Annotated in this window: 14 protein-coding genes; 5 read left to right on the top strand and 9 right to left on the bottom strand. The window is 73.1% G+C overall.

From position 1 onward, the window contains the following. Window positions 1-437: 437 nt before the first annotated feature. Window positions 438-968, top strand: coding sequence for a GAF domain-containing protein (locus tag ACZ6S4_RS28840; protein WP_465477904.1), 531 nt, complete (start codon window positions 438-440; stop codon window positions 966-968). A gap of 172 nt (window positions 969-1,140) precedes the next feature. Here ACZ6S4_RS28840 and ACZ6S4_RS28845 read toward each other — a convergent pair whose 3' ends face one another. Both ACZ6S4_RS28845 and ACZ6S4_RS28850 read right to left on the bottom strand, forming a co-directional pair. Then, on the bottom strand, window positions 1,141-1,626 hold the full coding sequence (locus tag ACZ6S4_RS28845) for a response regulator (protein WP_465477905.1): 486 nt from the start codon (window positions 1,624-1,626) through the stop codon (window positions 1,141-1,143). Next, window positions 1,619-3,259: a PP2C family protein-serine/threonine phosphatase gene (locus ACZ6S4_RS28850; protein WP_465477906.1), complete on the bottom strand. Its 1,641-nt coding sequence runs from the start codon at window positions 3,257-3,259 to the stop codon at window positions 1,619-1,621. Before ACZ6S4_RS28850 ends, ACZ6S4_RS28845 begins: the two co-directional genes overlap by 8 nt. A 175-nt stretch (window positions 3,260-3,434) precedes the next feature. Between ACZ6S4_RS28850 and ACZ6S4_RS28855 the strand changes: the two genes are divergently transcribed. Continuing rightward, complete coding sequence (locus ACZ6S4_RS28855) at window positions 3,435-3,626, top strand: hypothetical protein (protein ID WP_465477907.1); 192 nt, start codon at window positions 3,435-3,437, stop codon at window positions 3,624-3,626. Here ACZ6S4_RS28855 and ACZ6S4_RS28860 read toward each other — a convergent pair. Genes ACZ6S4_RS28860 through ACZ6S4_RS28880 form a run of 5 tightly spaced genes read right to left on the bottom strand, consistent with a single transcriptional unit; the run spans window position 3,593 to window position 7,347 of the window. After that, a complete protein-coding gene (locus ACZ6S4_RS28860; protein WP_465477908.1) occupies window positions 3,593-4,147 on the bottom strand; it encodes a hypothetical protein in 555 nt (184 codons plus the stop codon). The genes ACZ6S4_RS28855 and ACZ6S4_RS28860 overlap by 34 nt on opposite strands. Window positions 4,148-4,207: 60 nt before the next feature. After that, entirely contained in the window at window positions 4,208-4,486 is a 279-nt protein-coding gene (locus ACZ6S4_RS28865) for a hypothetical protein (RefSeq protein WP_360552794.1), read from the bottom strand. Between the two features lie 60 nt (window positions 4,487-4,546). Continuing rightward, a complete protein-coding gene (locus tag ACZ6S4_RS28870; RefSeq protein ID WP_465477965.1) occupies window positions 4,547-5,656 on the bottom strand; it encodes a M24 family metallopeptidase in 1,110 nt (369 codons plus the stop codon). Then, window positions 5,643-6,179 carry a DUF309 domain-containing protein gene (locus ACZ6S4_RS28875; protein WP_465477909.1) on the bottom strand — a complete coding sequence of 179 codons (537 nt, stop codon included), beginning with the start codon at window positions 6,177-6,179 and terminating at the stop codon, window positions 5,643-5,645. Before ACZ6S4_RS28875 ends, ACZ6S4_RS28870 begins: the two co-directional genes overlap by 14 nt. Beyond that, window positions 6,139-7,347 (bottom strand): FAD-dependent oxidoreductase, encoded by a 1,209-nt coding sequence (locus ACZ6S4_RS28880; RefSeq protein ID WP_465477910.1) that lies wholly within the window; start codon window positions 7,345-7,347, stop codon window positions 6,139-6,141. The genes ACZ6S4_RS28875 and ACZ6S4_RS28880 overlap by 41 nt, the downstream gene beginning before the upstream one ends. Before the next feature lie 98 nt (window positions 7,348-7,445). On the opposite strand from ACZ6S4_RS28880, the gene ACZ6S4_RS28885 reads away from it, so the two are divergent. The 3 genes from ACZ6S4_RS28885 (at window position 7,446) to ACZ6S4_RS28895 (ending at window position 11,669) form a co-directional block, all read left to right on the top strand. Continuing rightward, window positions 7,446-8,045, top strand: a complete 600-nt coding sequence (locus ACZ6S4_RS28885; protein WP_465477911.1) for a TetR/AcrR family transcriptional regulator — start codon at window positions 7,446-7,448, stop codon at window positions 8,043-8,045. Window positions 8,046-8,108: 63 nt separating this feature from the next. Further along, a complete protein-coding gene (locus tag ACZ6S4_RS28890) occupies window positions 8,109-8,693 on the top strand; it encodes a hypothetical protein (protein ID WP_465477912.1) in 585 nt (194 codons plus the stop codon). A 60-nt stretch (window positions 8,694-8,753) separates the two neighbouring features. Then, window positions 8,754-11,669, top strand: coding sequence for a WD40 repeat domain-containing protein (locus ACZ6S4_RS28895; protein ID WP_465477913.1), 2,916 nt, complete (start codon window positions 8,754-8,756; stop codon window positions 11,667-11,669). A gap of 17 nt (window positions 11,670-11,686) precedes the next feature. Here ACZ6S4_RS28895 and ACZ6S4_RS28900 read toward each other — a convergent pair whose 3' ends face one another. Together ACZ6S4_RS28900 and ACZ6S4_RS28905 are read right to left on the bottom strand one after the other, a co-directional pair. After that, the gene (locus ACZ6S4_RS28900) at window positions 11,687-12,031 is read right to left on the bottom strand and encodes a VOC family protein (protein ID WP_465477914.1); all 345 of its coding nucleotides are present in this window, start codon (window positions 12,029-12,031) and stop codon (window positions 11,687-11,689) included. A 104-nt stretch (window positions 12,032-12,135) separates the two neighbouring features. Further along, entirely contained in the window at window positions 12,136-12,678 is a 543-nt protein-coding gene (locus ACZ6S4_RS28905) for a DUF2267 domain-containing protein (protein WP_465477915.1), read from the bottom strand. Between the last annotated feature and the right edge of the window lie 119 nt (window positions 12,679-12,797).

The following is a 12,797-nucleotide window of genomic DNA, read 5'->3' on the forward strand; positions in this document are numbered from 1 at the left end:
AGCGGCAGTACGCCGCCGAGCGCGTGGCGGGGACGCCGTTCGACCCGGCCGACTGCGTCCGCGAGCCGATCCATCCTTGGGCGGGGTGCAGTCGTCCGGCAGGTCTGCGAGTTCGAGCCTTCGGCCGGCGGCGACCACGCCTCCTTCTCGCTCGTCCACGCCCGGAGCCGTCAGGCGTTGGTGCGGCTGCAGCGGGCCGGCTCCGTACGAGCGGCGTGCCGGGCCGCCGTCGCGGAGGTGCGCGCGATCACCGGCTACGAGCGGGTCGTGGCGTACCGGTTCGAGTCGCCCGACGGGCCCGGCGAGGTCATCGCCGAGGATCCCGCCGCAGGCCCGTCGCCTGTACGAGAAGAACTGGATCCGGGTCATCGCCGACGTCGAGGACCGGGCCGCGCTGCTCATCCCGGCGACCCTGCGCGGCCTGCGAGTTGTTCGCGGTGGCCCTCTCCCTGCACATCGCCGGGTTACGCGCGCGGGACGAGGCCGCGGGGCGCGACCGGGCCCGGGAGGTGATCACGGGGCTGCGGGAGACGATCGCGCCGGACCTGTCCTCCGGGTGGGCGGACGGCCCGGCCGGGCTCGACGAGGTCGTCGCGTCGAGCGCTGTCGCCGTGCGGATCGGTGATCGGGTGACGGTGCACGGCATGGATCCCGGTGCGGCGGCGGTGGACGAGTTGTTCGCTGTGATGCCGCCGCTGCGGCCGGGCGAGCCGTGGCACTCGGACTGCCTCGGTGCGCATTCGCCGGTGCTGGCGAAGTACGCCGCGTCCTTGGCCGGGGCGATGGTGCTGCCGCTGGGCCGGGCCGGTGACTGCACCGCCTGGCTACGGCCCGGGCGGACGGTGCAGCGGCGGTGGGCGATCGATCCGGCGGAGCCCGTCCGGACGCCGGCGCCGCCATGGACGCGCTGTCGTCGCGGCGGCTGGAGACCATCCAACGGCTGGCCGTCCGGATGGACGAACTGCTGAACTCGCTGCTCCACTACTCCCGGCTCGGGCGTGGTGACCTGCGAACCGAGGAGGTCGACGTGCACGACGCGACGGTCCGGGCACTGGAAGTCGCCGGCCCGCGGCTGGCCGAGGCCGAGGTGCGGGTGTCGATGCCGGCCCCGGCGCCGTCATCTGCCGGGCGGCACGGCGGTCAGGCCTGGGCGGAGTCGTCCGCGACCGGCGGCACCACCGTCTGGCTGACGTTCCCTCCCGGCTCGGCCGGGACGTCCGGCCCGGCCCACCGCGATCGCCAATAGTCGATGGTGCCTCGCAGCACGGTCTGGAACAGGGCGAAGTTGATCGGCTTGTAGATGTAGCTGTCCGCGCCGGCGGCGTAGCAGGCCTCAGCCTCGGCCTGCTCGGCCGACGACGTGAACACCACGACGATGACCTCTTCGAGGGCGAGCACCGCCCGGATGTTCGTCAGGACGGTGAGACCGTTGTCTCCCGGCATGTTCAGGTCCAGCAGGACCAGGACGGGTAGTGCCGCGAGCGGATCCGTGAGCCGGGGCAGCACGGCTGAGCCGTGGCGGATGAATTCGAGGCGGATGTCGGGGTGGGAACGGTGGATCGCGCGGTGGATGGCTTCGACGTCGGAGTCGGCGTCCTCGACCACCAGAATCAGCTGGTCACTCATCGCTGCTGCTCGGTCCGTTCGATCGGAGGGTGGGCCGCAACCCCAGGACGGCGATGTCGTCGGTGCCGACTTGGCCGAAGTCGGCGGCCAGCCCGGCCAGCTTCTTCACCAGCACAGCCACCGAGGTGGTCTGCATTCCCTCGAGGGAGGGGCGCAGGGCGGCGTCCTCGAACATCGTCCCGTGCGCGTCGCGGGCCTCGGTCAGCCCGTCGGTGAACATCAGCAGCGTGTCGCCCGGCGCCAAGCGCAACCGGGAGCTGCCGATCCGGGCCGGCTCGGCGACTCCGAGCAGAACTCCGCCGCCCTGGGCCGACAAGACCTGGCCGGATGCCCGCAGCACCAGGGGCGCGGGGTGCCCGGCCGACGCCAGCCGTACGGCGAGGCCACCGTCGGATTGCCGGCGGAAGGTGGCGACGGCGCCGGTGACGAAACGCCAGGATCCGTCGTGGCGCAGCACCGCGTTGAGCCGTGACAGCGCGCGTTCGCCGGACATTCCCTCGTGCAGCAGCGTGCTGAGGGTGTGCCGCGCCATACCGGTCAACGCGGCGGCGCTGACGCCCCGGCCACACACGTCGCCGATCAACGCTGCGCCACCGTTGGTCTGCGGCACCACGTCGTAGAAGTCCCCGCCGACTTCGAGCGTCTCGTCGGCGACCGCGTAGGTGGCGGCCGTCTGCACCCCGGCGATGAGCTGCAACTCGGCCGGCAGGAGATGATGCTGCAACGTGATGACGTCACGCCGGCGCTGCTCGTACAACTGGGCGTTGTCGATCGCCAGCGCCGCCCGCCGGGCGAGGTCGCGCAGGAACGACGGGTCGGGGAGGCGGTCGGCGGCTCGGTCGAAGAGGAAGACCACCGCGCCGAGCAGGCGACCACGGGCCCGCAGGGTCGCGATCGCCAGCGACCGTGCCCCGAGCGCCGCGGCAGCCTCGGGCGACAGCAGCTGCGTCTCACCCTCCGGCACAACCGGGTCCGCTGTCGTCCGCGTGATCAGGTCGTTCAACCAGTGCAGGTGAAGCTCGGTGACATCGCGCGGCCACCGCCGCCGGGCGTCGACGTGGACGCCGGCCGTCAGCACCACAGTGTTGCCGGCGGCGAGGTGGACCAGACATCCCTCGGCAACCGCCGGGACGGCCATCCGGGCCACTCGTTTCGCGGTCTGGGCAACGTCCAGAACCGCGTCCATCTGCAAAGACGCCTCGGCCAGCAGTGCGTCACGGCTCGCCACCTCCTCGAGCAGGGACCGCCGGTCGAGACGATCCAGCGCCCGGCGGCCGACCTCGACGACCTGGAGGAAATAAGCGACCGGCGGCGGCTTCGCGGCTGCGCCGAACACCACACACAGGTCGGCGGACGCGCCGGACGACGCGGTGAAGCCGGCAACGACCAGAGTGTTCGCGCCGGCGGCCGGCGCCACGACCAGCACCGGCTCCTGCCGGCGGCTCACGAGCCGCTCGAGTTCGGCTGCCAGCTCACCGGAGACGGGAGCATGGCCGTGGGGAGTGGCCCACCGGGCCCGTTCCGTACGGCCGTCAAGGTCCCGGTCGACGTAGCCGGCGGCGACCGCACCCGGCAGGCCCAGCACGACGTCCAGTACCTCGGATCCCAGCTCGAGGCGACCCCGCGCAGTCATCGCCACCCTCCACAGGCGGTGCAGCGTGCTCGATGGACCATCGATGGGAGGACTGCTCATCGGGTGCCCTCTCCGGGCCGTCGGCAGAGATTCAGCGCAACGGCTCGGAACATAGGGCCAGGGCGGGTCGTAGAGGTACGTCTCAGCCTCTCACAAGTGAGGTCCCACACCGCGGATGAGTGACCTGTTCTTCGGCCGATCTCGGCGGCCTCCGGACGGGGAACGCCGCCGCCCGGTCGCGGCCCAGCCGCACCAGCGCCCGTACGGCAAGCACAGCCGAGACCACCACCGCCAGGGTGGCACCGAGTTCCGGGTCGCGGACGAGGTCGCCGGTCAGGGCCTCGCCGGTGGCGCCCGATCATCGTGACCAACGGCGGCAAGATGACTGCGCCGACGCTCACCGCCACCAGCCGGGTCCGGCGCGCCGGGGTCGGCCGTGGCCCGGATCAGGTCCACGGCCGCCTGCCGGCGCTCGTGCCATACGTCACGCCTGGGTGGCACCGCGGCGAGCAGCCGGGCCACCGCCCGGTCGGCCTCCCGGTCGGAGCCCTCGACCAGCCATAACGCGGCGGCGCGCCGCCGGGCCGTCAGCCCCGAGGTGACCCCGGTGAGGGCCGGCTGCGCGGCCTCGGCGGTGATCCGGTCCGGCGTGGCCGGGCTGCGGCGGACCCGTCCGATGAGTACGGCCAGCGCCGCGAAGGCGAGGCAGATGAGGCCGGCGGCCGGCCGGTAGAAGTAGTCGGTCGGTTCGGTGACGAACGTGCCGACCTCGATGAACAGCCCGAAGCCGGCGCCGCCCAGCACGGCCGCGCCCAGCTGGGCCGCCCGCCCGGTCAGGGCCAGTGCGGCGCCGAGGCCGGCCAGCATGAGCAGGCCGCCCCAGAGCACGTGCGCGATGTGCAGGCCGCCGCCGCCCAGCGCGGGATAGCCGGTGGCCGCGAGGAAGCCTCAGAAGGGTGCGGGCCCGCGACCGACCAGTGACATCAGCACCTGGGTGGCCAGCAGCTTGCGGACGCCGGTCACGGCGACCTCACCGATCTGGTCGTAGGGCAGCTCCAGCTGCAGTCCCTCGGTCGCGTTGCGGATGTCCGTGCTGACCTCGTTGGGCCGGAACGTGCCGCTCCAGCCGTTGAGATTCCCCCGGTTGTTGGTGCCGAGCGAAGCCATGCCGGTGACGCGTGCGCCGTCGACGAGGATCAGCGTTGCCGGACCCGAGTAGGTCGTCATGTCGTAAACCGTAGCGGCTCGCCGCATTTCCGGTACCCACGGGTTGGTCCTGAACGAGCGTTAGAGGTGGACCAGGGCGGTGTCGGTGGTGTTGAGCCGCCGTACGCCGTCCGTGGTGCAGACGACGATGTCCTCGATCCGGGCCCCGTGCGCGCCGGCCCGGTAGATGCCCGGCTCGACGGAGAACGCCATGCCCGCCACCAGGGGATCAGTGTTGCCCGCGACGATGTACGGGTCCTCGTGCGTCTCCAGCCCGATCCCGTGACCGGTGCGGTGCAGGAACAGCGCCCCGTAGCCGGCCTGCTCGATGGGGATGCGCGCGGCGGCGTCCACTGCCTCGGCGCTCACCTCGGGCCGGACGGCGGCCACTGCGGCCCGCTGGGCGGCCTGGAGCACGGCGTAGTAGTCGGTGAAGTCCGCGGGTGCCGACGGCCCGATGATGTACGTGCGGGTGCAGTCGGAGCAGTAGCCGCTCGGCATCGTGCCGCCGATGTCGACGACCACCGGGTCGCCGCGTTCGATGATCCGCCGCCCGCTGCTGTGGTGCGGGCTGGCGGCGTTCGGGCCGGCCGCGACGATGACGAAGTCCGTGCGGGCGTGCCCGGCGTCGCGGATGGCCACGTCGATGTCGGCGGCGACCTCGGCCTCGGTGCGGCCCGGGCGCAGCCAGCGGTGCATCCGGCGGTGCACGTCGTCGATGGCGGCCCCGGCCTCGGCCAGCGCGGCGATCTCCGCCGGTGACTTCGCCGCCCGCAGCGCTCCGGTCGCCCGGCCGGCTTCCGCCCAGCGCAGGCCGGGCAGCAAGCGTTGCAGGGGGAGCAGGTGGGCGGCGGGCATGGCGTCCACGACGCCGACCACCCCGGTTGTGTCCGGCAGCGTGCCGGCCAGCAGCCCCGCGGCGTCACCGCCGTCGGGATGATCGGCCAGCCGGAGCCGCAGGTCACCGAGCGCGGCCTCGGCGGCGGCCCGTTCCAGCCGGGGGACGATCAGGGTCGCCTCGCCGGCGGCCGGCAGCACCAGGCAGGTGAGCCGTTCCAGCGGCATCGCCTCGTAACCGGTCAGATGGCGCAGGTCGGGGCCGGGCGTGACCAGCAGGGCCGTCCAGCCCTGCCGGGTCACCTCCTGCCGGGCCCGGTCCAGCCGGCGGCGCAGTTCCTCAGCTGTCCACAGCACCCGCCCACGGTAGCCCTGTGGGCCGGAGTTCCGGTGTCAGTGCCTGGTCCGACAGGCTGCCGTCAGCACGGTCGATGAGCTGCGCCGTGCTCCGCGCCCAGGCGGTCAGCGCCGCCACGGGTACGCCGTACGGCGGCGCCGCGGCGTAGTCCTCGATCCGGTCCGCCGCCCGCCGCAGCAGCCGTGCCGCGCCCTCGGTGTTGCCCCGCCGGGCGTGGGTCAGGCCGACCGCGAGCTGGGCCAGGCCCCGCCAGAACTCGCGTTCCGGCTGGTCGGACGCCTTCCAGGCCGCTTCGAGCACCTCGTGGGCGTGGAACGGCCGCCCGCCGTCGAGCAGGCGCTGGGCCTCGCGCAGCGCCTCGACGGGCGGCAGGACCAGATCGTCGGGCGTGGTCGGCACGCCGGGCATCCCCTTGGGCAGCGGCCGGCCCAGCCCGTCGCGGGGCCGGGCGTTGCGGGGCCGCCCGGCGGCGTCTCGATCACGTGCCTGAGGCTCGGTGGCCGGTTCGCTCGATTCCATGCTGCGATTCTTCCCCAGCCGCCGGGCCGGTGTGGCGCTGGTCGAGCCCGGAGAGCCGGTACGCCAGCCGGCGGCGGAACGCCGGAATCCGGGCGAGCGTGGACAGCAGCGCGTTGCGGACCGGACGCAGCGGTGCCGGCACGGTCGCCAAGCGGGTCAGCTGCGAGGCGAAGCCGACCACGGCCTGCGCCACGGGACGGCGCTCGGCCGCGTACCGGTCGAGGGGTGCCTCGGAGCCGGACCGCAACGCCTCGGTGAGGGCGTCGGCCAGCGCGAGGCCGTCCTTGAGGCCGAGGTTCATGCCCTGGCCACCGGCCGGGCTGTGCACGTGGCCGGCGTCGCCGGCCAGCAGGACCGGGCCGGCGCGGAAGGTGTCCGCGACGCGATGGTGGACGCGGAACCGCGAACCCCAGACCACGTCGGCGACCTGGGCGGGGGAGCGGGCGGGTCCGCGGTGGTCCAGCAGGGACTGCACGTACGCGGTGCCGGGATGCTCGGGTGCGTCGTCGACGGCGGCCACGAGGCGGACCGTGCCGTCGGGCAGCGGCGCCCAGACGAGCAGGCCGGCGCCGGAGAAGTACAGCACGACCTCGTCGCGGGGCGGGCCGCCGTCGACCTTCACGTCGGCAAGGGTGAACGACTCGCCGCCGGACGACGGGTCGCCGAAGCCGATGCCGGCCAGCTCGCGGATGGTGCTGCGCATGCCGTCGGCGGCGACCACGTAGCGGGCGGTGACGCTCTCGCCGTTGGCGAAGGTCACCGTGCCGCCGGACAGGCCGACGGCCTCGTAGCCGCGCAGCACCCGGCCGCCGGCGGCCACCAGCCGGTCGTGCAGCACGGCCTCGGTGGTCGACTGCGGCACCATCAGCGCGTACGGGAAACGGGTGGGCAGGCCGGCGAACGAGATCGGGACCAGGGTGCGGTCGCGGTCGCGGATGGTGAAGCGCGGCGCCGGGATGCCGGCCGCGGCCAGCGGATCGGCCGCGCCGATCCGGTCGAGCACCTCGAGCGTGTGTGCGTGCACCACGGCGGCCCGGCTGGTGTGCGCGGCGGTCGCGGCGCGGTCGACGACCGTGACGTCGACCCCGGCCCCGGTGAGGGCGGCGGCCGTGGCCAGGCCCACGGGACCAGCGCCGACGATCAGGACATCGGTGGTTGCGGGGAGCATTCGAGTCACCTGCCAACGTTTGTTTGCCAACATCTGTTGACACGAAGGTAACCCTCCTCGGCGCGCGGGTCAACATGTGTTGGCATACACTTGTTGGCATGAGCGAAGAACGACCACGGCGATCCGACGGCACCCGGGCGGCGATCCTGCGCGCGGCCCGGGAAAGGTTCGCCGCCGACGGGTACGAGCGGGCCACCATCCGGGCCATCGCGGCGGACGCGGCCATCGACCCGTCGATGGTGATGCGCTACTACGGCAACAAGGAACGCCTGTTCGCCGCGGCGGCCGAGTTCGACCTGCGGTTGCCGGAGCTGTCCGGCGTACCGGTGGACGAGATCGCCGCCCTGCTCGTCGGGCACTTCCTGGACCGCTGGGAGGGCGACGACACGCTGATGGCCCTGCTGCGGGCCGGCGTGACGAACCCGGCCGCCGCCGAGCGCATGCGGCAGATCTTCGCGGCCCAGCTGGGCCCGTTGGCCGAGCGGGTGGCCCCGGACCAGCCGCACACCCGGGCCGGGCTGGTGTCCAGCCAGGTGCTCGGGCTGGCGCTGTGCCGGTACGTGCTCAAGCTGCCCCCGGTGGTCGCCATGGAACGGGCCGACCTCATCGCCTGGCTCACCCCGACCGTGCGGCAGTACCTGCTCGGCCCGTCGCCCGGGGGGCCGAAGGTCCCGGAAGGTACGGCAGTGCGGCACTGATCACCGGCGCCGATCGCGGCTGGAATAGGGGTGTACACAACGACCCGGAAGGACGTGGACGCCATGACCGCCGTCCAGCACCCCAAGACCATCACTTCTGAGCGCGACGGCACCGTGGTTTCCATCGGCGCCGCCGGAGCGACCGTCACCGAGACCCGCCGGAGCAAGGCCACCCGTTTCACCCTCGCCGGGTTGCGTCTGGCCCTGGGCTGGGTGTTCCTGTGGGCGTTCATCGACAAGCTGTTCGGCCTCGGTATGGCCACCCCCGACAAGGGTGCGTGGATCAACGGTGGCAGCCCGACCAAGGGTTTCCTGGGCAACGCGGTCGCGGGTCCGTTCGAGGGTGTCTACCACTCCATCGCCGGTGCGGCCTGGGCCGACTGGCTGTTCATGCTCGGCCTGGCCGGTATCGGTATCGCCCTGATCGCCGGGATCGGTATGCGCCTGGCCGCGGCGGCGGGCAGTCTGTTGCTGGTGCTCATGTGGACCGCGGTGCTGCCTCCGGAGAACAACCCGTTCATGGACGACCACCTGATCTACGCCGGTGTCCTGGCCGTGCTCGCCCTGACCGCTGCCGGTGACACCCTCGGCCTGGGCAAGATGTGGGCCCGCCTGCCGCTGGTGCAGCGCCTGCCCTGGCTCAAGTAACCCTCGGACCGCACGACCGGGCGGCACCCACCACGGGTGCCGCCCACTAGGCTGCCGCGGATGGAAGCCCTGACACCACCACCGGCGGAGTCCGGCTGGGTCGAGGATCCCGACGCCGCGCCCCATCTCCTGCTGCGCGGTTCGGCCGACCGGACCTGGTCCGCGACGATGGTGACGGCCGGCGGACGCCCGGTGCTGGCGGTGCCGGCCCCGGGCGACGGTGAGCCCGGCTTCCTCAGGGCGGTCGACCTGGCCACCGGCGCGGTGCTGCCGGACCACTCTGGACTGCGCCGCGAGCAGCACGATGCCCTGACGCTCGGCGCGGGCGGCCTGGTCGCGACTGCGGGCCGGCCCAGCGGAACCGTCGTCGTACGGGACGCGGTGACGGGTTCACCGGTCGGCGTGCCGCTGCCCGTGAAACCCCGCGGCATCTCCCTCACCATGCTCGACGGACGGCCGGTCCTGATCGGCGCCGGATCCGGCCTGGCGGTCCACGATGTACAGACGGGCGCGCGGATCGTTCGGCACGACCGCCGCAACGGCTGGTGTCTCACGGAGTTCCAGGGCCGGCACCTCCTCGTGGCGCAGGAGTCGGCCAGATCCCTGCGGCTGTACGACGCGCTGACCGGAGAGCCGTACGGTGAGCCGTTCAGCTGTGACTTCTCCGGGTCCGTCTTCCGGATGGCGGCGGTGGACCACGACGGCCGGCTGCTGGTCGCCTTCCTCGATCACCACGCCGCCTGCAAGGTCTCGCTGTGGGACGTGACCACCGGCGCCGCGCTGCCGACGGCGCCACCCTTCGACGACGTCCAGGAGATCGATGTCGCGACGGTGCACCGGCGGCCGCTGCTGCTCGCCGCCCGCTCCGGCAAGGCGGCATCGCCGCTGACGCTGTGGGATCTGATCACCGGGCAGCAGGTCTTCCCGGACTCCTTCGCCGGATACGACGGCGAGTGCGCGCGGGTGGCATTGGGCAGTCTCCCCGACGGCTTCTTCGCGGTCACGGTCGACCGGGACGGCTCGTCCGCGCTGTGGGTGCGCTCGTCGCAGGGGACCCGGCGCACGGCGCTGACGGACGGCGGTATGTCACGGGTAGCTCTGGGCGAGGTCGACGGGTGCCCCACTGTTGCCCTGGGCGGCGCCGGGGGAGCACTGCGCTTGTTCGACGCGCGGAGCGGACGGGAGTTCGGCAGCCCGTTCTACGGCGGATCACCGGACGACAGCGTCATCGGTGCCACGGGCGACGCCGGCCGTGCCGTCGTCCTGCAGCGCGGGCAGCCCATGCGCCTGTGGGACCTCGAAGCCGGGCGTCCGGTGGCTCGGCTGGACCTGCCCGCCGATCGGATCGCGGCCGGCGAAGTGGCCGGCCGGAGAGTGTTCGCCCTCGTCACCGGTGGCCGGGACAGCGGCGTCGGCCTCAGCGTCTGGGATCCCGATGCCGGCGCGCTGCTCGCCGAGGTCCCGCTGGCGCACACCACCGCCGACGATCGTCCGGCCGACGTGGTGTTCACCCGGATCGGCGACCGGGCGGCGGTGGCTGTGGCGATCGGCCGTACGGTCCAGTCATGGGACGCCGTCACCGGTGAGTCGTTGGGCCGGCCGTACCGGGGACTCCTCAGCTCCGTGTCGAGGATCGCCGCCGGCCGGATCGGCGACCGGGCGGTGCTCGCCGCCGGCGGCAAGGACAACGCGGTGCACGTGTTCGATCCGGCCACCGGCGCGGCCGTCGCGCCGCCCCTGGCCGGTCACTCCCAGGGTCTGACCGCCCTGGCCTTCGGCACCGTGGCCGGCCGGACCGTGGTGGCTTCGGGAAGCTGGGACAAGACCGTACGCGTGTGGGACGCCGCCACCGGTGCCCGCGTCGGCGGGCCCTGGAGCGGCCACGGCGATCGCATCGTCGCCGTGCACGTGGCCGAGCGCAACGGCGAACCCGTCGTGGTGTCCCACGCGGCGACCGGTGCACCGCGCCTGTGGCGACTGCGCGCACCGGCCGCGAGCAGCGGTCACACCGACGCCCTCCACACCGTCGCCGCCGGCCGGTGGCAGGGCCGGCCGGTGTTCGCCTCCGGTGGCGCCGACCGGACCGTGCGCCTGTGGGACGCGGCCACCGGGCAGGCCCTCGGCCCGGCGCTCACCGGCCACGCCGCGGAGGTCACGCACGTCGCCTTCACCGGCCCGGACGGCGACATCCTGGTCACCGGCGACGGGAGCGGGGCGGTGCTGCGCCGGCAGTTCCACGCCGGCGTCGCTCGCAGTGAGCCGCTGGCCCGGCTGGACGAACGGATCGCCGGGATCAGCCCGGCCGAGGTGGACGGTCGCGCGGTGGTGGGGATCGGCACCGCGGACGGCGTCCTGCGGATCTGGGATGCCGTGACCAGCGAGCCCGTTGCCGAGCTGCGGACCGGCGCAGGCCTGCGGGTGAGCCGCACGGACCTCGGCGTGCTGGACGGGCGGCTCGTCGCTTTGACGATCGGGTACGACAGCTCCGGCGACGACGACAGCCCGACGCTGACCCTGTGGGACGTGACCACCGGCGAACCGCTGTACGAACCCATGGCCGTGCCGGAGGAGTGCGAGGTCGGGGCGCTGGCCATGCTGGACGGAAGGCTCGTGGTGGTCCAGGGGATCGATGCGTTCGCCGGCGGCACGGGATACCACCCGGAGGAGGCTGCCGACGTCCAGGTGATCGACGTCGCCACCCGCACGGTGCTCAGCCGGCACCGGTCGAAGCGGGGATGGAGCCACCGGGCAACGGTCGCCGCGGGCGCCGTCGTGCTGGTCACGGCCGAGGATCGGGTGGTCGGGGTGAACGCGTACGGGGCCGGCGCACCCGGCGAGTTCCGCTACGACGGGCACCGGGACTTCGTGAGCTGCGTGGCCACCGCCGACGTCGCCGGGCGCACGATCGTGGCCACCGGCGACCGCGGCAACGCCCTGCACTTCTGGGACCTGGACACCCGCGAACGCCTCCGCTGAGGCCGCCGCCGGGCCCCTCAGAGCTCGCCGGCCGCCCGGTGGATCAGGCAGAACTCGTTGCCCTCCGGATCGCGCAGCACGACCAGCGAATCGTCGCCCGGATCGTCGAGGTCGTCGGCGGGAGAGGCGCCGAGCTCCACCGCGCGGCGGCGGGCCGCGTCCAGGTCGTGCACGCCGATGTCGAGGTGCAGGCGGACCTTGCCGGCCTTCTTCTCCGGTACGGGCTGGAAGACCAGCTCCGGTGTCCCGGTGGCGGGACGGGTGAGTGCCACGTACCGGCTCTCCCGGGGCCTCACCTGCAATCCGAGCAGATCGGCCCAGAACCGGGCCAGCCGGACCGGATCGGCGCAGTCGATCGTCACGGACGTCACCCAGGCTGCACCGGACATGGTCGGCCTTTCCGCGCGGATTCTCTGCCACTCCCATCTTCGCCCCGGCCCGGCCGTGGTGGCCGACTCGGCTCGGCTCAGGTCGCGTGGTGGCGTTGCGGCCGACCGGTGGTGCTCGTCCGCCGGGCGGCCACAGCCGGACTGACCGCTGCGTCTTCGTCGATACGGGCGGGAGCCCCCAGACTCAGCTTGGTGACCGCGGCACCCAGCATCCCCACCAGATGCCGGTGGCGGTGGGCCGGATCCTCGGCCCGGGCCGACATCAGCGGACGCAGGTCGGCGGGAAGCGACGCAGCGAGCCCGGCCGGGGTGGTACCGCGACAGTAGGCATTGAGCTGTTCGAGGGTCACGCGGGTGTAGAAGGCGGCGTCCGGTTCACTGACGTGCAACTCGTCGGCGACATCACGGATGAGCTGCTGAGCTGAGCCGGTGTGGTGCCGGCGATCGGTGGCGACGAGACCGACCTCGGCCGGCAATTGACCGGCCAGGCTCAGATACGCCGGGTCGGGAAGGACGTTCCGCAGCGCGTGCATGACGGCCCGGACGACCCGTCTGGCGTGGTTACGGCCGTACAGGCGAGCGCGTATCCGGAGCTCGGTCAACAGGTCATCGCGATGCATGATCACCGTCTTTCCGGATTCACCTTGGGGGCAGGCGGTTTACCCCACCAGTGCGGCTTCAAACCGTCAGGCACGCTCTCGACCTCCGGCACCTGGGCGTCTCCGACCGGGCCGCCGAT

Source organism: Actinoplanes sp. NPDC051405 (assembly GCF_055586185.1).

Excerpts from the sequence above, each read along its gene's own strand:
- ACZ6S4_RS28845 (WP_465477905.1), bottom strand. The coding sequence starts at position 1,626 with ATGAGTGACCAGCTGATTCTGGTGGTCGAGGACGCCGACTCCGACGTC.
- ACZ6S4_RS28850 (WP_465477906.1), bottom strand. The coding sequence starts at position 3,259 with ATGACTGCGCGGGGTCGCCTCGAGCTGGGATCCGAGGTACTGGACGTC.
- ACZ6S4_RS28855 (WP_465477907.1), top strand. The coding sequence starts at position 3,435 with ATGAGTGACCTGTTCTTCGGCCGATCTCGGCGGCCTCCGGACGGGGAA.
- ACZ6S4_RS28865 (WP_360552794.1), bottom strand. The coding sequence starts at position 4,486 with ATGACGACCTACTCGGGTCCGGCAACGCTGATCCTCGTCGACGGCGCA.
- ACZ6S4_RS28875 (WP_465477909.1), bottom strand. The coding sequence starts at position 6,179 with ATGGAATCGAGCGAACCGGCCACCGAGCCTCAGGCACGTGATCGAGAC.
- ACZ6S4_RS28880 (WP_465477910.1), bottom strand. The coding sequence starts at position 7,347 with ATGCTCCCCGCAACCACCGATGTCCTGATCGTCGGCGCTGGTCCCGTG.
- ACZ6S4_RS28885 (WP_465477911.1), top strand. The coding sequence starts at position 7,446 with ATGAGCGAAGAACGACCACGGCGATCCGACGGCACCCGGGCGGCGATC.
- ACZ6S4_RS28890 (WP_465477912.1), top strand. The coding sequence starts at position 8,109 with ATGACCGCCGTCCAGCACCCCAAGACCATCACTTCTGAGCGCGACGGC.
- ACZ6S4_RS28895 (WP_465477913.1), top strand. The coding sequence starts at position 8,754 with ATGGAAGCCCTGACACCACCACCGGCGGAGTCCGGCTGGGTCGAGGAT.
- ACZ6S4_RS28905 (WP_465477915.1), bottom strand. The coding sequence starts at position 12,678 with ATGCATCGCGATGACCTGTTGACCGAGCTCCGGATACGCGCTCGCCTG.